The sequence below is a fragment of the Acinetobacter sp. NigerLNRRAM0016 genome, from assembly GCF_054112845.1.
In genome coordinates, this window is record NZ_JBSYVT010000002.1 from 82,235 (window position 1) to 100,018 (window position 17,784).

Below are 17,784 nucleotides of genomic sequence, written 5' to 3' on the forward strand. Positions count from 1 at the left end.
TCGTTTAGCTCATGGATTTTGATTTTAATTTAATACTCGTGCCTGCCACGCTGATTTTTTTCTTGGTGTGGTTGCTGGATAAGTTTGTATTTAAACAAAGACAAACCAAAGGCAGGGGAAATGAAAATTTCATTATCACATGGGCATATGATTTCTGGCCAGTTCTGGCCGTAGTTCTGGTATTGCGTTCATTCCTGTACGAGCCATTTAACATTCCATCGGATTCTATGGTGCCAACCTTGGAAACGGGCGACTTTATTTTGGTGAATAAGTTTAACTATGGTGTACGTTTACCGATCGTCAATAAAAAAATTATTGATGTTGGAGAGCCTGAGCGTGGTGATGTGATTGTATTCCGTTATCCACCTCAGCCAACCATTAGTTATATCAAGCGTGTTGTTGGTCTACCAGGGGATCATATTATTTATGATCATGGGCAATTGACGATTAATGGTCAAAAGGTTGCGAAAGTACCTGTTGAATTTAGTCGTGAGAAGGATGCATTAGATACACCAACTTCGATCTATCATAAAGAGACTTTAGGTCAGCATACATTTACGATGCGTGAACTAGAAGGGGTGAATGTTGCTCGCCAAGCACCATTCATTAATTATGTTGAAAATGGTAAATACTCAACTGAAAATGGTTTATATTGGGAAGTGAAAGTTCCAGCAGGGCACTATTTTGCGATGGGGGATAACCGCGATCAAAGTGCGGACAGTCGTTTTTGGGGATTTGTGCCTGAGGAAAACTTAACTGGGCGAGCATTTTATGTGTGGATGCATAAAGAGCCTGGATTCAAACTACCGTCATTTAGCCGTAACGGTAAAATTGATTAATTGACCAAAATGGAAAATAAAAAATGCGTCGAAATCAAAAAGGTGCGTCTTATATTGGATTTTTAATTGCAATTATTGGTTTTGCTTTTCTAGCAAAAGTGGCCATTGCAGTGTGGGCTCCCTATTGGGATGATCGTGTGATTGATAGTCAAATTACGGAGTTAATGCAAAGTAGTCCAACGAATATCAGTCCGTCGAAATTTTCTAGTCAAATGGGACAGCGTTTAGATATGAACAATGTCCGAGATATAAAATTTGAGGATATTGCACAAGTAACCAATACCGATGGTTTACAAGTGCAAAAGAGTTATGAGGTAAGAAAGCCGTTCTTACTGAATATTGATTTAGTGTTAAAGTTTGAGAAAAGTTTTGATCAAAGGTCAGTCCAAACTAAGTGATATTCGCTTAGCGAGTCGTATCGGTTACCAGTTTAAGCAAGCTGAATTGTTACAGCTTGCGTTGACACACCGTTCGGTGAGCCACAAGTATAATTACGAACGCCTTGAGTTTTTAGGTGATTCGTTGTTAGGAATGATCATCGCCAATTATTTATATCACGCTTATCCGCAGGAAAATGAAGGGCGTCTAACCCGAATGCGTGCCACTTTGGTGAGGCAAGAGGCATTAGGTAAAATTGCCAATGACTTGAAGCTCAGTACCAGTTTGATTTTGAGTACGGGTGAGTTAAAGTCAGGTGGTCATCATCGTGAATCCATTTTGGCAGATACCGTAGAAGCAATTATCGGTGCAATTTATGTAGATTGTGCTGATTTAACTGTCCTACAAGCAATCGTGCTAAAATGGTATGAACCGTATTTGGATCATATAGAGCCGACCGATCAGCTCAAGGATCCGAAATCGAGATTGCAAGAATATTTGCAAGCCCGTAAAAAGCCGTTGCCGCTTTACGAGGTAGTTGATATTCAAGGCGATGCACCGAATCAACATTTCAAAGTGCATTGCATGGTTGATGGATTACCTTTATTTAAGGGCGAAGGTTCAAGTCGTCGTTTTGCAGAACAAGCTGCAGCGGCGGATATGTTAAAACTATTGGAGCAGTAAACTGCATGACCATGAATTCCGATCACATTGATGCTGATCACGAGTCGCCAAGCGACAATAATGATTTAATTAGCCAGTTTTTCAGTGAACAAGGCACAACCATTCCTGCAGATTTTAGAAGTGGTTTTGTTGCGATTGTCGGTCGTCCTAATGTGGGTAAATCGACCTTAATGAATCACTTACTGGGTCAAAAGCTTTCCATTACTTCACGTAAACCACAAACGACACGTCATAAAATTGTCGGAATTGATTCACGTGAAAAATCTCAGGCGGTATTTGTGGATACCCCAGGGATGCATAAAAAAGAAGTGCGTGCCATCAATAAAATGATGAACCGTGCGGCACATTCGGCTTTACGCGATGTCAACTTGGTTCTTTTTGTGGTGGATGCACAAAAGTGGACGCAAAACGATGAGCTCGTTTTGGAAAAGCTGAAAAATGCTGAAATGCCAGTCATTCTCGTGATCAATAAGTTAGATACCCTAGAAAATAAAAATCAGGCATTACCACTGATTCAAGAGCGTGCAAAACTGATGAATTTTGCAGAGATTGTTCCAGTTTCTGCACTGCGTGGTGCGAACCTTGAGCATTTGCGTAATACCATCGAGCAATATTTGCCATTTCAACCACCGTTGTATTCACTTGATCAGATTACAGACCGTTCTGAGCGTTTCTTGGCATCTGAAATTATCCGTGAAAAAATCATGCGTCAATTGGGTGAAGAATTACCTTACGATTTAACGGTGCAAATTGAATCATTCCGTACCGAAGATTCAGTGATTCATGAAAAAACAGGCAGACTCAAACCCGCTTGTACCTACATTGATGCGACGATTTTTGTTGATCGTCCAGGGCAAAAAGCCATTGTGATTGGTGAAAAAGGTACCAAGTTGAAAAAAATTGGTATGGATGCACGTACCGATATGGAAAAGATGTTTGAACAAAAAATCATGCTGACACTTTGGGTGAAAGTGAAAGGTGGTTGGTCTGATGATGAACGTGCACTGAAAAGTCTTGGATATAGCGATATCTAAGAGTTAACTGCCAACAGGAATTGTAATGCTAAAGGCTTGGTTAATTGTGGCGAGTGTATTTTGTTTACAAGGCTGTATTTATAAAGTTGTTACAGTTCCTGTGAAAGTGGCTTACAAAACCACAAAAGGTGTGGTGAAAGGCACGGTTGCAGTTGTAGGTGCTGTGATTCCTGATGGGGATAATAAGGCTGATGAAACTCATCAAGATCAGCAGGATTAATGTTGATTCATGCGAAATGAAGTTTTACATGGCTATTTGATTCACCACCGTAAGTATCGTGAGAGGAGTCACATTGTCCATTTATTCACTCAAGAATATGGTCGTGTAGATGGTATCTTGCGTCAAACACCCCCTCCACAATATCAGCCGCTGCGTTTACAGGCATCGGGCAAATCTGAATTAAAAAACTTTAGTAAGTTAGAAATTATGCATCATCCGATTTTTTTCTTCGGCGATGCATTTTTTTCAGGCTTCTACCTCAATGAAATTCTATTGCGCCTGTGTCCATTAGAAGTTGAAATGCCTGAGACCTTCGCTCAGTATGCTTCGACAATTCAGTCATTACAGACCCTGAATGAACAAGCTCATCCTGCGCTGTTTCTGAGACAAATACTGCGTCAATTCGAATATGCTTTGCTGGAAGAGTTGGGTTATCCACTTGATTTCACAACAGATGCGAATCAAGCAGAAATACAGGATCATCAAAATTATACCTTTCAATTAAGTGATGGATTTATTCCCACTATTCGTGCTTCATCTTCAACATTGTTGGGTGCACAGATTCTATCGATGCAGCACTATGAAAAGGGTAGGGAATTTAATCCAGAACAGCTACAATTATTGTCGAAGCTGTATCGGCAAATGATCACATCCTTGTTGGGAGATCGACCGCTTAAAAGTCGCCAACTGTGGATTCAAAATACTCAATCTCGAACATGATTAGGAAAAAATAATGGCTGCTTTACTTGGTGTAAATATTGATCATGTTGCAACATTGCGTCAAGCGCGTGGGACAAGTTATCCAGACCCGGTTAATGCTGCTTTAATTTGTGAGCAGGCTGGTGCAGAAGGGATCACTTTACATTTACGTGAAGATCGTCGTCATATTCAGGATGATGATGTACGTCGTATGCGTCCAGCTCTGAAAACACGAATGAATTTGGAACTTGCAGTCACCGCAGAAATGATTGCCTTTGCCAAAGAAATTCAACCACAGCATGTGTGCTTTGTACCTGAAAAGCGTCAGGAAGTGACGACTGAAGGTGGATTGGATGTGGTGGGTCATTTTGAGGATGTTAAAGCTGCAACCCAAGAATTGACGGTTATCGGTTGTAATGTCTCGTTGTTTATTGATGCTGATTTTGCTCAAATTGATGCAGCTGTGGCTTGTGGTGCACCAACCATTGAAATTCATACAGGCGCTTATGCAGATGCTGAAACGGCTGAAGCACAGCAGCATGAGTTGGACCGAATTGTAAAAGCCGCACGTTACGCTGCGGAAAAAGGTTTGGTAGTCAATGCGGGGCATGGTTTGAACCTTGAAAATGTCACGCCGATTGCTCAAATCCCTGAGATTCATGAATTAAATATTGGGCATTCTTTAATTGCAGATGCTGTGTTTGTGGGCTTGGCGCAAGCTGTGCAGCAAATGAAAGCTGTCATTAAAGCTGCGCGTTAATACTGAGTTTAGCTTAAATTATGTCAACAATTGATTATGATGACTTGATGAAGCCTGTATTGGGTTTCTTGGGTTGTACTACACCACAAACTTGGTTGGATGAAGCATTAGATCATCTTGATATTTTGATGCAAGATCATGCCAACTGTGAAAAGAAAGCCGCAGGGACAGCAATGAACCTGATGTTTCGCTACAGTTTTTTTACGGATTTACAAGTCAAATTGGCGCAGTTAGTACGTGAAGAAATGCTGCACTACGAGCAAGTTCTTGAGTTGATGAACAAACGTGGTCAAGCGTGGTCAAATTTGAGTGCAGGTCGCTATGCGGGTGGATTGCGTAAAGAAGTGCGTACTTATGAGCCAGAAGCTTTAATTGATATTTTGATTATAGGTGCATTTGTTGAAGCACGTTCCTGTGAGCGTTTCTATGCGCTTGCACCGCTCGTAGATGAAGAGTTGGGGCGTTATTACCGCTACTTGCTTAAATCCGAATCACGCCATTTTGAAGACTATCTGTCTTTGGCTTTGGATGTTGCGAAGACAGGAAAATTGAAAAATCCTGAAGAAGATATTCAGCAGCGTATTGAACATATTCGTGAAGTGGAAAAAAATCTGATTTTATCTCCAGATGATACATTCCGTTTTCATAGTGGAATACCTGTGAAAGCAGCGTAAACGGAAGAAGGTGCTTAAGAAATTAGGCGCCTTTTTTAATTTTTATAAACCTAATTTTTCGTACGAAATGATTTAACGTTAAAGTGTATACGGTAGTGCCTAGAGTTTCATGTAGCATAAAAAAGAAAAAATACTAGGCATAAAAAAGCCCGCTTTAATGCTGCGGGCTTTTTTGTATTTGGCTCTCCAACCTGGGCTCGAACCAGGGACCTGCGGATTAACAGTCCGTCGCTCTACCGACTGAGCTATTGGAGAATCTGAGTGCGATTATAAGCAGATTTTAAAATGGGTCAAGCCTTAAGAACAGAAAAAAGTGGATTTTGAGTGTATGTGTCGCATATTTAGGCAAACAATTCAAAATTTAGGAAAAATAGGAAAATGAGCTTGTGCTTTGAAAAAAGCATTGTTAGATTAACGACAGAAAGTTGTTGAGGTGGAAAACTTCAACAGTGTGGATTTAAACCAACTTGCCAGCACTAAAATGGCTAAACGGAGTAAGCGAATGAATACGCTCAGCATCCCTGAAATTTTTTCTCAATTCTCATACTATCAAGACAACTACCTGTCGCTTATTCAACAGCCAGAGTTATATTACTCTGCGGTTGAAGGTGCTTTTGTCTCTGTGCGTCCTTTTGCAGCTGTACAGCTCTATCTGGGTGATTTACTACAACTCTGGTTTTCGGAAAAATGGTTAGTTGAATCTGAACGTCAAAGTTGGATTGCATCTTATTTTTCTAGTGAAACTGAAGTTCAAGAACGTGTTTATGTCTATGCCTTAGACGGTCAGCTTTGGTCTAAGCCATTACAAGCCCAAGCGTGGTCTCAATCCCGCAATGCTGCGTGTACCATCCAGCTCGAGCGGACTTTAAAATACTATTGTTATTACAAAGCTTTAACTGCGCCACAGTTTAAATTGGATGCTGCTCAAAAGAACTATCACCATGCCTAATTCCTTTGTATATGCACAACATTTGAATGTGTTGTGCACATCCTTTTAAGGTCGAATGATCATGCAAGTCGCAGTGGCATGGGCATAAAGTTTGCCGTCTTCGTCCACAATTTTTCCTTCCGAAATCCCTAAATTTTTACTCATATTAATTACGGTGCCAATTGCAATCAGCTCTTTATCTTGAGGAATTGGACGGCACATTTTAATATTGAGATCAATGGTGCCATAGCCTACACCTGCTTCTAACATGCTGTGAATAGCACAACCTGTAACTGAGTCCAGTACGGTTGCTGCAAAGCCTCCATGGACTCCACCCAGTGGGTTTAAATGTCGCTGATCTGCCTTGGCTTTAAAGTGAATACTTCCGAGGGTGACCTGATAGGGTTGCATAGGAATGGTCGCACTAATACTCGGTGCAGGAATTTTCCCAGTACACATAGCTTCGAGTAATTGTAATCCTGTCATTTCTTTTGCGTTCATTGTTTATCCTTTAATTAATGAGTTCTAAAAAGGAACTTAATAATTAAGTTAATATGGATAACGAAATGAAGTCAAATAAAGATGAGAACTGGTGGGTTAGGCGTCAAGCTCGTAAATTTTATCTAGGCTGTCTGCGCCCGTTAAAATATTTAAGCAAATACGTTCACCTGTAGCCCATGTCGCCTGATCGGAGTTAAGGTCAACATCGACGATGTCGATGTCACGACAAAGGGTAAGGGCACTTTCGATTACGATAAATTGAGGAGAGCGGGCTTTTAAGCATTTAGCAATGTAACGTTTAATATTCTGTTGTCGGTATACATCGATAATCTTATAGCGCATGATGGACTCATAGGCATTCAGCTGTGTGTGAGCGTATCTTAGAAGATCGAAGCTTGGGTTGCCATGCCGAAAATGTTGCGAAATGTATGATTCATAAAAATAAATAAGAATTACATTTATTTATACAGTGTAGAAGGTGATCTATTTCTCGATATGGTTTCATTGGGATACAGCAAATATACAAACAATTTGCTAGAGAAAAATATGTTGATCTGATGAATGACCAAGTTCATGTTTGTCATGGTTCACTTTGCTGACGTTAGAATAATAATGTGCCGATGATGATTGATAGGCAGTGAGACTGTTTTTTTAGTCACGAGAACACTTAGGGATATTACAAACTTCTGAATGGGGATATGCGGCTTTAGAGCAATACGGAACAGCATTGTTCAGGCGTTAGTAGGATCATCATTTTGGTCAAATGAATATGTTTGGATTAGACAAATTACCTGAAGCGTTAGTCTTGGAGATGGGAAGTTATATGGATCATAAACCCTGATTTTAATGCATTGAGTCGGCTGACGAATAAATTAACATGGGTAGAAGTGATTGAGATATTTAATCAACAGTCATAGTTTTTGACAGCACATAAAAAAAAGAGCTCAAACCAAGTTGAGCTCTTTTTTTAATTAACAGCTAAATTATTGAGCCGCTTTTTCAGCTTCAATTGATGCAATTGCAGCGTCAACGCCTTCAATTGAGTCAGCCGCTTTCTTGATACGTGCAAGCGCATCTACAAGGACTTCGTCAGCAGTTGCGTAAGAGATGCGCATGAAACCACCAAGACCAAACGCATCACCAGGAACAACGGCAACGCCAGTTTCTTCTAATAACCATTCAGAGAATTCTGTGCAAGATTTCAAACCTTTAGCGCGAATCAATGGGCGGATGTTTGCATACGCGTAGAATGCACCATCAGCTGGTAAACAAGAAATCCCTTTGATTTCATTCAAGCCATTTACCACTAAGTCATGACGACGTTTGAATGCTTCAATCATTGGTTCAAGAACGTCTTGAGGACCATTCAATGCAGCTTCAGCAGCAACTTGCGAAATTGAAGTTGGGTTCGAAGTTGATTGAGATTGGATTTTTTTCATTGCGCCGATGATTTTTGCAGGACCCGCTGCATAGCCGATACGCCAGCCAGTCATTGCATAGGCTTTAGATACGCCGTTTAATACGATTGTGCGGTCATATAAGTCTGGTGCAACAGTTGCGATGTTGTAGAACTCATCATCCCAACGGATTGGTTCGTACATGTCATCAGATGCAACAAAAACTTGTGGGTGACGACGTAATACTTCAGCTAAAGCTTCAAGTTCAGCTTTGGTATAGATCATGCCTGTAGGGTTTGAAGGGCTGTTCAATACCACTAAACGTGTATTTTCAGTGATTGCCGCTTCTAATTGTTCTGGTGTGATTTTGAAACGTTGTTCTTCACCACATTTCACAATAACAGGTGTACCTTCAGCGATGATCACCATATCTGGATAGCTTACCCAGAACGGTGCAGGAATAATCACTTCATCACCTTTGTTTAACAAAGCTAACGCTAAGTTAAAGAACGATTGTTTACCACCACAAGAAACCAAAATTTGGTTCGCTTGGTAGTCAAGGTTATTGTCGCGTTTAAGTTTTGCAATAATTGCTTTTTTAAGGCCAGGCGTACCATCTACAGCGGTATATTTTGTAAAACCGTTGTTAATTGCTGCGATAGCAGCATCTTTGATGTGTTGCGGGGTGTCGAAATCTGGTTCACCAGCTCCCAAACCAATGACATTTTTACCAGCAGCTTTAAGTTCAGCAGCTTTGTTTGTCACAGCTAATGTAGGGGACGGTTTGATGGCATTTACACGATCAGATAGACGTACGTCCACGGCGGAATTCCTTCTTATGGGGATAAAAAATTAAAAGCACACTATCTTAGCTTAAAATCTAGGGCTAGTTTGTTTAAAATGCGTCCAAATTAATAAAAAATTGAACGTATTATTTGGAGAGAGCTATTTGCTGGGAAAAGGTTAGTTTAATGAAGTGCTCGCTATGTGGCATAAAAAACTTTAAAATAGCTGCAATTAAATTTGAGTCATCGTTATGAGTAAGCAACAGCCTACTTCCAAAAAGCCATTGGTAAAACTCCCATTTCCAATGCCGTCTCAGGAACAAGTGCAAGACGATGTTGCCCATAATCAGGTTCGTCCTAAGCCAGAGCAATACGCAGATCGTACGTGGATGCCACCGCGTGGTACACGTCGCTCCATGGGTAAACGTTAAAAAAAGAAGTGCAAATGCACTTCTTTTTTTATCTGAAAAATTTAACGTGCACGGCGATCATATTGTGCATAGTACTGCTGTTTCTGCTGATACATCATGTGATCGGCACGTTTCAGCATCTCTTCTATACGTTCATTTTCTTTAACGGTGGCATAGCCTATTGCCAGACTAATCGGTTGGCTGGCATAAAATTGATTGTCGACATGCAACAGCTCTTGTAGGCTGTGCAAGCAGTTTTGTAATGCTGCTTCATCGGCACCCGGAAGAAGGACCACCAACTCATCGCCCCCAATTCGGGAAGCCGAATATAGGGTATTTTGAATGAGTTGATTTAAAATTCCGCCCATGCGACGCAATAAGCCATCACCCACATCATGCCCGAAGTTGTCGTTGACTTCTTTGAGTCCATTCATATCGAGAAAAATACAAGAAGCAGGTCGTAAAGGACTACGCTCTAAACGGTTCATTTCTTCGGTATAGAAAGAACGATTATAGAGTTTAGTGAGCACATCGTGTTTGCCAAGATATTCCAGATAATTTTCGGCTTTCTTGCGGGCAGTGATATCGGTTAAGGCAACCTGAACCATGCTCCAGTCATCTTTATAATCAGGGAAAACTGTAAACTGTAGTAAGACATGTCGAATACTGCCATCCAGCGCGTAATTCACGGCTTCGCGTTGATGGTGGATATTGCCATTCCATAATTCAATCAACTGTTCGCGGAAGGTTTGCAGCATTTCTTTGGAAAATATCTTATGGGTGTTTTTAAGCAGGGTTTCCTTGTCTGCCGCCCCAAATAAATCCAGCGTCGCTTGGTTGACATCAATAATCACAATATCCTGAATACATTGCAGAATAAAATCATTATGCACATCTAAAAAGGTCTGAAAGTCCTGAATACCCATGTGTTTCAGTTGATCTAGACGGTATTTGATCCGACTGAAATCTTCCACCCATAATGAAGTGGGAGAATATTTAAAACGGGATTCTGCGAGTAAGCGGTTTTTTTCTTCAAGGCGACATGCTGTTTTATACGGAGTGATATCTTCTGTGGTAATCAGTAATAAGGACAAATCATGTTCATGTTCTGGCATCACGGTGCCACGCAACTGGATGTCCAAGCGTTGCCCAGAAATGGTGTAGTTCACGGTGCTACTCAGAAACTCAGTTTGACCATCCCATAAACTTAATAGCTCTTGAATATGGGTTTTTGCCATATCTTGTTTGAAGATCAAATCCAGATTTTGTTGCAAGTGTTCGAGGTCGCGTGCCTGAAATAGCGTTAGGGTTTTGGTATTCACTTTCAGGATTTTAATTTTACGCGCACATGCCAAAACACGTGCTTCATCTTCAAGTAAAAATTGTTCTAAGTCTTGAATGCCTTGTGCTCGCCACAGATCAAACTGTTTTTTGACCTCACTGAAATCTTCAAGCCACATGGCAATAGGGGATAAATCAAAAATTGAGGAATCTAATAATTCCATGTGTTGCTCGTATTTATTTTTAAGTCGCGTCTAGTATAGGCACAATTTTTTTGTTTTTAAATCATGTGATCAATAAATACATTAAATTGGATTTTGTGATCATTCTGTCATTAAATTTAAGGTTGTCTACCCATGAAGATAGACAACACTTCGTATGATAAGCTTGATTTAGCGGGTCGATTTACGGGCTTTATTTTCCGCTTTAGGAGCCGAGATTTCACGTTGATGATTCCAAACTTCCATGAAATCTTGTTCGTTGATGTTGTAAAGTTCCAACAGGGCAAGCACGACGCCACCAATCACCATACGGCTCTCTAACGGTGAGTCAACGCGAAAACCTTTTTCATCTAAACGATGCACAATATCTTCGATTTCAAAAATACGGTCACGACCATTGCTATCGGTTGGATACATCGGTGTATTCAGGATGATTTTAGCCAGACTTTTTTCATTGTCCGCCAAATCGAGTTGTTCAATTACTTGATCCAGCGGCTCGTTCGGGAAAATGACCTGATCTTGCAACACGGCTTTTAAAAAAGCTTGGCGGAGTTTTGGTAAAGGTTGTTCGACAAAAGGACGGAATGACACAGGGAAAATGACGTTGTGCGAAATGCCTTTAAACATTGGAGCGATTTCTTCAACTTTATAGCCTGCCACGCCACAACCAATGGAGGTAATAAAGTATTTGGTTTTAGGATGATGCTTGGTATAAATTTTAAAATCATCAATATAATGCTGGATTTGTGACAACGGCATTTGTTGTAAATGTTCATTCATGGTGGGAATGGCATAGCTTTGACCTGCCCAACCACGACCAGCACCTTTCATGGCGCCAAAATGTAATAAAGCAATTTTGGCAGCGCCTCCCGCATGCGTACCCGCCATATTACTGCCAAAAACAAACACGGTATCTTCAGGTAAACTTTTAACAATGGTTTCGTCGTGGTAATGGTAGCGCATAAGTCATTTATCTAATCATCATTATTGATTCATGTTGCAACTGAATAGGGCATGGGTCAAGTAGCAGGCTGTGCTTTTTTAGTCGGATGCGTTGTACAGAAAAATTTGTTGATCAAAAGATTATTCAATCTGTTTAATGTGAAATGTACATGAAAGCTTATTGTATGTTGTCGAATTGCCCCCATACTATGTAAGTCAGAATGTGTCGAAGATGGAAACCATGCAAGAGCATCAAAAACCTGTGCAAGACAGTCAACAACCTTTTGAGTTGGTGACTCAATTTCAACCTGCGGGAGATCAACCGCAAGCGATTGAAAAATTAGTACATGGGGTTGAGCACGGTTACCGCAATCAATTGTTATTGGGGGTGACGGGCTCTGGTAAGACCTACACCATGGCGAATGTGATTGCGCAAACGCAACGACCAACCATTATCATGGCGCACAACAAGACGCTTGCAGCACAGCTTTATGGTGAATTTAAGGCATTTTTTCCGAACAATGCGGTTGAGTATTTCGTCAGTTATTACGACTACTATCAACCCGAAGCCTATGTGCCATCTTCAGATACTTTTATTGAGAAAGATGCGGCCATTAATGACCATATTGACCAGATGCGCCTGTCTGCAACGCGAGCTTTGCTCGAGCGCCGAGATGCCATTATTGTGGCTTCGGTTTCAGCCATTTATGGTTTGGGTGATCCGAATGCTTATATGAGTATGCTGTTGCATATTGTGCAGGGGGATCGTATTAACCGCGATGAAATTATTCGTCGTCTGGTTGAAATGCAATATAGCCGTAATGAATTGGAGTTTTTACGTGCGACCTATCGTATTCGTGGCGAAATCATAGATATTTTCCCTGCTGAATCGGATCAGCACGCCATTCGTATTGAACTGTTTGATGATGAAGTCGATTCGATTCGCTGGTTTGATCCGCTCACTGGGAAAATGATTCGCAAAGTTCCACGTGTCACGATTTATCCGAAAAGCCATTATGTGACTCCTAAAGATAACTTGGAGCGTGCGATTGGTACGATTCGAGAAGAGCTGAAAGAGCGTTTGGTCTTTTTCCGTGAAAATGACAAATTGCTGGAAGCGCAGCGGATTGAACAGCGTACCCGCTACGATTTGGAAATGATGCAGCAGTTGGGTTATACCAACGGCATTGAAAACTATTCCCGTCATTTGTCGGGTCGTCCAGCAGGCGAAGCACCACCAACCTTGTTTGACTATGTGCCTGATGATGCCTTGCTGATTATTGATGAATCACATGTGACTGTACCGCAGATTGGGGCTATGTATAAAGGTGACCGTTCGCGTAAAGAAAACTTGGTGAATTATGGTTTCCGTTTACCCAGTGCGCTAGATAACCGCCCAATGAAATTTGAGGAATGGGAGCGTATTGTTCCAAGTACCATTTATGTCAGTGCGACACCTGCACGCTATGAATTGGAAAAATCGGAACAAGTGGTGGAACAGGTGGTACGTCCAACAGGATTGGTTGATCCGGAAATTGAAATCCGCCCAGTGCTGACGCAAGTGGATGATGTACTGTCAGAAATTAATATTCGTAAAGAGTTGAATGAGCGCGTATTGGTTACCACTTTAACCAAACGTATGGCAGAAGATCTGACGTCTTACTTAAAAGAATATGGGGTGAAAGTCGCTTATCTGCATTCTGATATTGATACGGTAGAACGGGTGAAAATCATCCATGAATTGCGTTCTGGCATTCATGATGTACTGGTCGGTATTAATTTGCTACGTGAAGGTTTGGATATGCCAGAAGTGTCGTTGGTGGCCATTCTGGATGCGGACAAAGAAGGCTTCTTACGTTCTGAGCGTTCACTGATTCAAACCATTGGCCGTGCTGCACGTAACTTAAAAGGCAAAGCGATTTTGTATGCCGATCGAATCACCGATTCCATGCAAAAGGCGATTGATGAAACTGAGCGCCGTCGTGCTAAGCAAATTGAGTTCAATCTGGAGCATGGCATCACGCCACGGAGTGCTGTTCGACAAGTTGTCAAGGAAATTGATACGGGCGAAGTCCTGAATGATGATCAAATTGATGCCAAACTTGCTGATCAGGCACAAGCCTTGTCTGCAGATGAGCAACATCTCTTGTCGAATCCAAAACTGTTTAGCAAACACATCGCGAAACTGGAAAAAGAGATGTTGAAAGCCTCGAAAGAATTGCAGTTTGAGCAAGCCGCGCGTTTAAGAGATGAAATTGTGCGTTTGAAGGCGCAACTGTTGCAATGAAGTCGCAAACTTTTTACTGCAAAATCATTACATAACGCTACAGTGTGTGGGGTCAAAGCCCGTTATTTTTTTAAGAAATTACATTCGGGCTTGGTCCAGATCAATCTTTTAAAGGATGTTGTTATGAGTGAAAGTAATCTTCCTAAAGCAAGTTGGCGTATAACAAAAATAGTCATTGGTGGGGCAATTTTAGTGGGCTTGGGTGCTGCGACTTTGGCGTATGCACAAACCAAACCCATGCCTGTGGTCGAAAAAGTCGAATTAGACCGTTATTTGGGAGTGTGGTATGAGATTGCTCGGAAACCCATGTACTTTCAAAATAAATGTGCGCGTGATGTCTCCGCGACGTATACCTTAAATGAAAATGGCAATGTGAGTGTGGATAACCGTTGTTATTCTCAAGAAGGGATATTGCAGAAAGCCATCGGTGAAGCCTTTGTGCAAAATCCGCCCTTTAATTCGAAGCTACAAGTCAGCTTTTTACCCGAAGCTGTGCGCTGGCTGCCAGTAGCACGAGGGGATTACTGGATTTTAAAACTGGATGATGATTATCAAACGGTATTGGTCGGTGAGCCACGCCGTAAATACATGTGGGTGCTCTCGCGTACACAAGAAGCCAAGCCAGAAGTGGTGAATGAATACTTGGAGTATGCCAAATCGCTCGGCTATGACCTTGGTGATCTCATTCGAACACAACACAGTAAAGCAAAATCTTAAAAGTAACTCAGCTAAAAACTAGATTAACCGATAGAAGCTGTGTGTTGTCGAAAACTTAAATTTGCGTGAAAGTTATTTTAATCCTGAAGTATTTTATTTAACTAATCGGTATACTAAGCCCGACAAAAAGTTAGGGTGAAAACATGTATAAAGGCGTAGCACTGTCGGTATTGGCATCCGTTACCTTTGGCGTGCTTTACGGCTATACAGAATTTTTAAAACCCTTAGACAGTGAACAGACTTTCGCATGGCGAATGTTGTCTACGTTGCCTTTTTTGACTTTGTTTATGTGGTGGTCGGGTGAGCTAAAGCTGATTACTGAACTGTTTAATAAAGTCATTCAAAAACCCATCTATTTGCTATGGCTGTTGATTAGCTCGGTATTGTGTACCTCCCAATTGTGGCTGTTTCTATGGGGGCCGATTAATGGTCGAGGTTTGGAAGTGTCCTTGGGATATTTCCTGTTGCCTTTGGTCATGGTGCTGATCGGCTGCGTACTGCATAAAGAAAAATTGTCCCGCTGGCAGCAGGTTGCTGTGATTCTAGCTGCGCTCGGTGTAGGGCATGAGATTTGGCGAATTGGCGGTGTGGCATGGGAAACGGTTTATGTCGCCTTGGCTTATCCCCTCTATTTTTATCTCAGACGATTATTCAAGTCCGATCATTTGGGCGGTTTTTGGTGGGATTTGTTCCTGATTTTGCCTGTCGCTTTCTATCTATTATCGACATCAGAGTCTTTAAGCCTGATTGCTCAATACCCACATTTAATTTGGGCAATTGTCGGTTTGGGTTTTTTAAGTGCGCTGGGCTTGGGAAGTTATATTCTCGCGAGTCGTTTTTTACCCTTTGTATTGTTTGGTCTGCTCAGTTACCTCGAACCCGTGTTATTGGCGGCGGCATCTATCGCCTTGGGTGAACAGGTGAAGCCTGATGAATGGCTGACCTATATTCCAATTTGGTTTGCCGTATTGGTTTTGGTGGTGGAAGGCTGCTTACATTTATATAAACAGCAGCGCCTAAAACAAAACTTGGCACGCAATATTGAAAAAGCAGAAGCCCGCTTAAACGATCAAGATTAGCCTTCCTAATATAAATGTTTAGGCAGCGCGAAGAATCAACAGCATGAGTTGATTCACGTGTTGATTTGGGGGGATTGAAGGTAAATCCTTTTTTTTAAAATTTGGTAGAAAAAGTACAATCACCACAAAAATTACAACTATTTTGTAAATTTATAATGAATATGTAGGAAAATAGCAGCGACTGAACCAGCTTTTGATTCAATCTTGCCGACAATTCCTTTACAATTGTCGGGTTTTGAAATTTATGCCTAGATATACAATTTAATTAGAGGACGTATCTGTGAGCAAAGAGACTATTATCGCCCTACACGCAGAGCACCAAGGTCGCTGGAAAAACCGTGAAGAAATCGCGGAACAAATGATTGCTTTGATCGGTAAACTTTACCGTGAGCAAAACATCGTGACTTCAGTTTACGGTCGTTCTTTAGTTAACCGTTCTGTTATTCAGATTTTGAAAGCTCACCGTCGTACGCGTATGATGGATGTAGAACTTTCAGTTGTTCATACTTTCCCAATCCTTCAAGCATTGGCGAAAATCCAGAATATCGGTACTGCTGAAATTGATCTAGGTAAACTTGCTGTTGAATACAAAGCGCAAGGCGGCGATGTTGACGCTTTTGTTGCGAATGCAGTGAAATCATTGGAAGGTCGTCAAACTTCTGTAGAAGGTAAAGACGTTGTTCTTTACGGTTTCGGTCGTATTGGTCGAATCCTTGCACGCTTAATGATTGGTCAGTCTGGTTTAGGGCGTGGTTTAAACCTTAAAGCAATCGTTGTGCGTAAATCATCTGATGGTGATTTGGCTAAACGTGCTTCTTTATTACGTCGTGATTCTATTCACGGTACATTCTCAGGCACAATTTCTATTGATGAAGAAAACGAAGCAATCATTGCAAACGGTCAATTCATCAAAGTAATTTATGCGTCTAGCCCATCAGAAGTAGACTACACTGCTTATGGTATTCAAGATGCGCTTGTGATTGACAATACTGGTAAATGGCGTGATGCAGAAGGTCTTGCTCAACACCTTAAATGCCCAGGCGCTGCACGCGTAATTTTGACTGCACCTGGTAAAGGTGACATGAAAAACGTGGTGTTCGGTGTTAACCAAGCAGACATTCTTGATGAAGATCAAATCATTTCTGCTGCAAGCTGTACAACCAATGCGATTACACCAACATTGAAAGTATTACATGACAAATACACAGTGTTAAATGGTCACGTTGAAACAGTTCACTCGTTCACAAACGACCAGAACTTAATCGACAACTACCATAAAGCAGATCGTCGTGGTCGTGCTGCAACATTGAACATGGTTATTACTGAAACTGGTGCGGCTAAAGCAGTTGCGAAAGCGCTTCCAGCACTTCAAGGTAAATTAACAGGTAACTCTGTACGTGTTCCTACACCAAACGTTTCACTTGCTATTCTTAACTTGACGCTTGATAAAGAAGTTGATCGTGAAGAAGTGAACGAATACATCCGTCAAATCTCAATCAGTTCTAACCTCCAAGGTCAAATTGGTTATACCAATTCAACTGAAGTTGTATCTTCTGACTTTATTGGTTCACGTACTGCGGGTGTGTTTGATGCGCAAGCAACAATCACTTCTGGTAACCGCTTAACTGCATACGTATGGTATGACAACGAAGTGGGTTATAGCTGCCAAGTATTGCGTATTGCTGAACAAATGGGCGGCTTAAGCTATCCAAAAGTTCCTGCTGAAACAAATGCATAATTTGCTCAGCTAAGAAAAAAGAGCTTCAGAAATGAAGCTCTTTTTTTTGTCTTTAAAATTCTTAAGCTTGCTACATTCATTTTTTAGTTGACCTAAATAACTACAGACATTCAAATTGGGTCAATGTCATAATTCTGACAAAATTAGTAGTATTAAATGTATTACGCTATGCTGGAGCAATGATCTAGCGATGTTAGCCTATAACGGGCT

Annotated in this window: 19 protein-coding genes and 1 tRNA gene; 14 read left to right on the forward strand and 6 right to left on the reverse strand. The window is 41.2% G+C overall.

Annotation, left to right across the window (positions count from 1 at the left end):
- Nucleotides 1-11 precede the first annotated feature (11 nt).
- Genes lepB through miaE form a run of 8 tightly spaced genes read left to right on the forward strand, consistent with a single transcriptional unit; the run spans nt 12 to nt 5,288 of the window.
- Nucleotides 12-839: a signal peptidase I gene (gene lepB, locus ACWQ4X_RS02005; protein WP_100241315.1), complete on the forward strand. Its 828-nt coding sequence runs from the start codon at nt 12-14 to the stop codon at nt 837-839.
- A 23-nt stretch (nt 840-862) separates the two neighbouring features.
- Nucleotides 863-1,237: a DUF4845 domain-containing protein gene (locus tag ACWQ4X_RS02010; RefSeq protein ID WP_100241314.1), complete on the forward strand. Its 375-nt coding sequence runs from the start codon at nt 863-865 to the stop codon at nt 1,235-1,237.
- Nucleotides 1,209-1,901: a ribonuclease III gene (gene rnc / locus ACWQ4X_RS02015; RefSeq protein WP_457902522.1), complete on the forward strand. Its 693-nt coding sequence runs from the start codon at nt 1,209-1,211 to the stop codon at nt 1,899-1,901. The genes ACWQ4X_RS02010 and rnc overlap by 29 nt, the downstream gene beginning before the upstream one ends.
- Before the next feature lie 11 nt (nt 1,902-1,912).
- Nucleotides 1,913-2,935, forward strand: coding sequence for a GTPase Era (gene era, locus ACWQ4X_RS02020; RefSeq protein WP_407925976.1), 1,023 nt, complete (start codon nt 1,913-1,915; stop codon nt 2,933-2,935).
- Nucleotides 2,936-2,960: 25 nt separating this feature from the next.
- Nucleotides 2,961-3,155, forward strand: coding sequence for an NF038104 family lipoprotein (locus tag ACWQ4X_RS02025; RefSeq protein ID WP_457902523.1), 195 nt, complete (start codon nt 2,961-2,963; stop codon nt 3,153-3,155).
- 9 nt (nt 3,156-3,164) lie between these two features.
- Nucleotides 3,165-3,875, forward strand: coding sequence for a DNA repair protein RecO (gene recO / locus ACWQ4X_RS02030; RefSeq protein WP_457902524.1), 711 nt, complete (start codon nt 3,165-3,167; stop codon nt 3,873-3,875).
- Nucleotides 3,876-3,888: 13 nt separating this feature from the next.
- Nucleotides 3,889-4,614, forward strand: coding sequence for a pyridoxine 5'-phosphate synthase (gene pdxJ / locus ACWQ4X_RS02035; RefSeq protein WP_457902525.1), 726 nt, complete (start codon nt 3,889-3,891; stop codon nt 4,612-4,614).
- Between the two features lie 20 nt (nt 4,615-4,634).
- Nucleotides 4,635-5,288 carry a tRNA isopentenyl-2-thiomethyl-A-37 hydroxylase MiaE gene (miaE, locus tag ACWQ4X_RS02040; RefSeq protein ID WP_457902526.1) on the forward strand — a complete coding sequence of 218 codons (654 nt, stop codon included), beginning with the start codon at nt 4,635-4,637 and terminating at the stop codon, nt 5,286-5,288.
- A 179-nt stretch (nt 5,289-5,467) separates the two neighbouring features.
- On the opposite strand, the gene ACWQ4X_RS02045 is transcribed toward miaE, so the two are convergent.
- Nucleotides 5,468-5,543: transfer RNA gene (locus tag ACWQ4X_RS02045), tRNA-Asn, on the reverse strand.
- Between the two features lie 247 nt (nt 5,544-5,790).
- On the opposite strand from ACWQ4X_RS02045, the gene ACWQ4X_RS02050 reads away from it, so the two are divergent.
- Nucleotides 5,791-6,237, forward strand: a complete 447-nt coding sequence (locus ACWQ4X_RS02050) for a hypothetical protein (RefSeq protein ID WP_457902527.1) — start codon at nt 5,791-5,793, stop codon at nt 6,235-6,237.
- A 45-nt stretch (nt 6,238-6,282) separates the two neighbouring features.
- Here the strand turns inward: ACWQ4X_RS02050 and ACWQ4X_RS02055 are convergent, their stop codons facing one another.
- From ACWQ4X_RS02055 to ACWQ4X_RS02065, 3 genes are all read right to left on the reverse strand, one after another.
- Nucleotides 6,283-6,717 (reverse strand): PaaI family thioesterase, encoded by a 435-nt coding sequence (locus tag ACWQ4X_RS02055; RefSeq protein ID WP_457902528.1) that lies wholly within the window; start codon nt 6,715-6,717, stop codon nt 6,283-6,285.
- A gap of 96 nt (nt 6,718-6,813) precedes the next feature.
- Nucleotides 6,814-7,059 carry a hypothetical protein gene (locus tag ACWQ4X_RS02060; protein WP_100241305.1) on the reverse strand — a complete coding sequence of 82 codons (246 nt, stop codon included), beginning with the start codon at nt 7,057-7,059 and terminating at the stop codon, nt 6,814-6,816.
- Nucleotides 7,060-7,700: 641 nt separating this feature from the next.
- Nucleotides 7,701-8,936 (reverse strand): pyridoxal phosphate-dependent aminotransferase, encoded by a 1,236-nt coding sequence (locus tag ACWQ4X_RS02065; protein WP_100241304.1) that lies wholly within the window; start codon nt 8,934-8,936, stop codon nt 7,701-7,703.
- 214 nt (nt 8,937-9,150) lie between these two features.
- Here ACWQ4X_RS02065 and ACWQ4X_RS02070 point away from each other — a divergent pair, with 214 nt between their 5' ends.
- Nucleotides 9,151-9,330, forward strand: coding sequence for a hypothetical protein (locus ACWQ4X_RS02070; protein WP_100241303.1), 180 nt, complete (start codon nt 9,151-9,153; stop codon nt 9,328-9,330).
- 41 nt (nt 9,331-9,371) lie between these two features.
- On the opposite strand, the gene ACWQ4X_RS02075 is transcribed toward ACWQ4X_RS02070, so the two are convergent.
- Nucleotides 9,372-10,814 carry a diguanylate cyclase domain-containing protein gene (locus ACWQ4X_RS02075; protein WP_457902529.1) on the reverse strand — a complete coding sequence of 481 codons (1,443 nt, stop codon included), beginning with the start codon at nt 10,812-10,814 and terminating at the stop codon, nt 9,372-9,374.
- 168 nt (nt 10,815-10,982) lie between these two features.
- Nucleotides 10,983-11,774, reverse strand: a complete 792-nt coding sequence (locus ACWQ4X_RS02080) for an A1S_2505 family phage non-structural protein (protein WP_457902530.1) — start codon at nt 11,772-11,774, stop codon at nt 10,983-10,985.
- Between the two features lie 220 nt (nt 11,775-11,994).
- Between ACWQ4X_RS02080 and uvrB the strand changes: the two genes are divergently transcribed.
- From uvrB to ACWQ4X_RS02100, 4 genes are all read left to right on the forward strand, one after another.
- Nucleotides 11,995-14,040 (forward strand): excinuclease ABC subunit UvrB, encoded by a 2,046-nt coding sequence (uvrB, locus tag ACWQ4X_RS02085; protein ID WP_457902671.1) that lies wholly within the window; start codon nt 11,995-11,997, stop codon nt 14,038-14,040.
- Between the two features lie 123 nt (nt 14,041-14,163).
- Nucleotides 14,164-14,757 (forward strand): lipocalin family protein, encoded by a 594-nt coding sequence (locus ACWQ4X_RS02090; RefSeq protein ID WP_457902531.1) that lies wholly within the window; start codon nt 14,164-14,166, stop codon nt 14,755-14,757.
- Nucleotides 14,758-14,900: 143 nt separating this feature from the next.
- Complete coding sequence (rarD, locus tag ACWQ4X_RS02095) at nt 14,901-15,836, forward strand: EamA family transporter RarD (protein ID WP_457902532.1); 936 nt, start codon at nt 14,901-14,903, stop codon at nt 15,834-15,836.
- Nucleotides 15,837-16,116: 280 nt separating this feature from the next.
- Nucleotides 16,117-17,574 carry a glyceraldehyde-3-phosphate dehydrogenase gene (locus ACWQ4X_RS02100; RefSeq protein WP_142768234.1) on the forward strand — a complete coding sequence of 486 codons (1,458 nt, stop codon included), beginning with the start codon at nt 16,117-16,119 and terminating at the stop codon, nt 17,572-17,574.
- Nucleotides 17,575-17,784: the final 210 nt, after the last annotated feature.

Excerpts from the sequence above, each read along its gene's own strand:
- ACWQ4X_RS02090 (WP_457902531.1), top strand. The coding sequence starts at position 14,164 with ATGAGTGAAAGTAATCTTCCTAAAGCAAGTTGGCGTATAACAAAAATA.
- rarD (WP_457902532.1), top strand. The coding sequence starts at position 14,901 with ATGTATAAAGGCGTAGCACTGTCGGTATTGGCATCCGTTACCTTTGGC.
- ACWQ4X_RS02075 (WP_457902529.1), bottom strand. The coding sequence starts at position 10,814 with ATGGAATTATTAGATTCCTCAATTTTTGATTTATCCCCTATTGCCATG.
- ACWQ4X_RS02060 (WP_100241305.1), bottom strand. The coding sequence starts at position 7,059 with ATGCGCTATAAGATTATCGATGTATACCGACAACAGAATATTAAACGT.
- recO (WP_457902524.1), top strand. The coding sequence starts at position 3,165 with ATGCGAAATGAAGTTTTACATGGCTATTTGATTCACCACCGTAAGTAT.
- era (WP_407925976.1), top strand. The coding sequence starts at position 1,913 with ATGAATTCCGATCACATTGATGCTGATCACGAGTCGCCAAGCGACAAT.
- uvrB (WP_457902671.1), top strand. The coding sequence starts at position 11,995 with ATGCAAGAGCATCAAAAACCTGTGCAAGACAGTCAACAACCTTTTGAG.
- ACWQ4X_RS02050 (WP_457902527.1), top strand. The coding sequence starts at position 5,791 with ATGAATACGCTCAGCATCCCTGAAATTTTTTCTCAATTCTCATACTAT.
- ACWQ4X_RS02055 (WP_457902528.1), bottom strand. The coding sequence starts at position 6,717 with ATGAACGCAAAAGAAATGACAGGATTACAATTACTCGAAGCTATGTGT.
- ACWQ4X_RS02025 (WP_457902523.1), top strand. The coding sequence starts at position 2,961 with ATGCTAAAGGCTTGGTTAATTGTGGCGAGTGTATTTTGTTTACAAGGC.
- ACWQ4X_RS02070 (WP_100241303.1), top strand. The coding sequence starts at position 9,151 with ATGAGTAAGCAACAGCCTACTTCCAAAAAGCCATTGGTAAAACTCCCA.
- pdxJ (WP_457902525.1), top strand. The coding sequence starts at position 3,889 with ATGGCTGCTTTACTTGGTGTAAATATTGATCATGTTGCAACATTGCGT.
- ACWQ4X_RS02080 (WP_457902530.1), bottom strand. The coding sequence starts at position 11,774 with ATGCGCTACCATTACCACGACGAAACCATTGTTAAAAGTTTACCTGAA.
- miaE (WP_457902526.1), top strand. The coding sequence starts at position 4,635 with ATGTCAACAATTGATTATGATGACTTGATGAAGCCTGTATTGGGTTTC.
- ACWQ4X_RS02010 (WP_100241314.1), top strand. The coding sequence starts at position 863 with ATGCGTCGAAATCAAAAAGGTGCGTCTTATATTGGATTTTTAATTGCA.
- lepB (WP_100241315.1), top strand. The coding sequence starts at position 12 with ATGGATTTTGATTTTAATTTAATACTCGTGCCTGCCACGCTGATTTTT.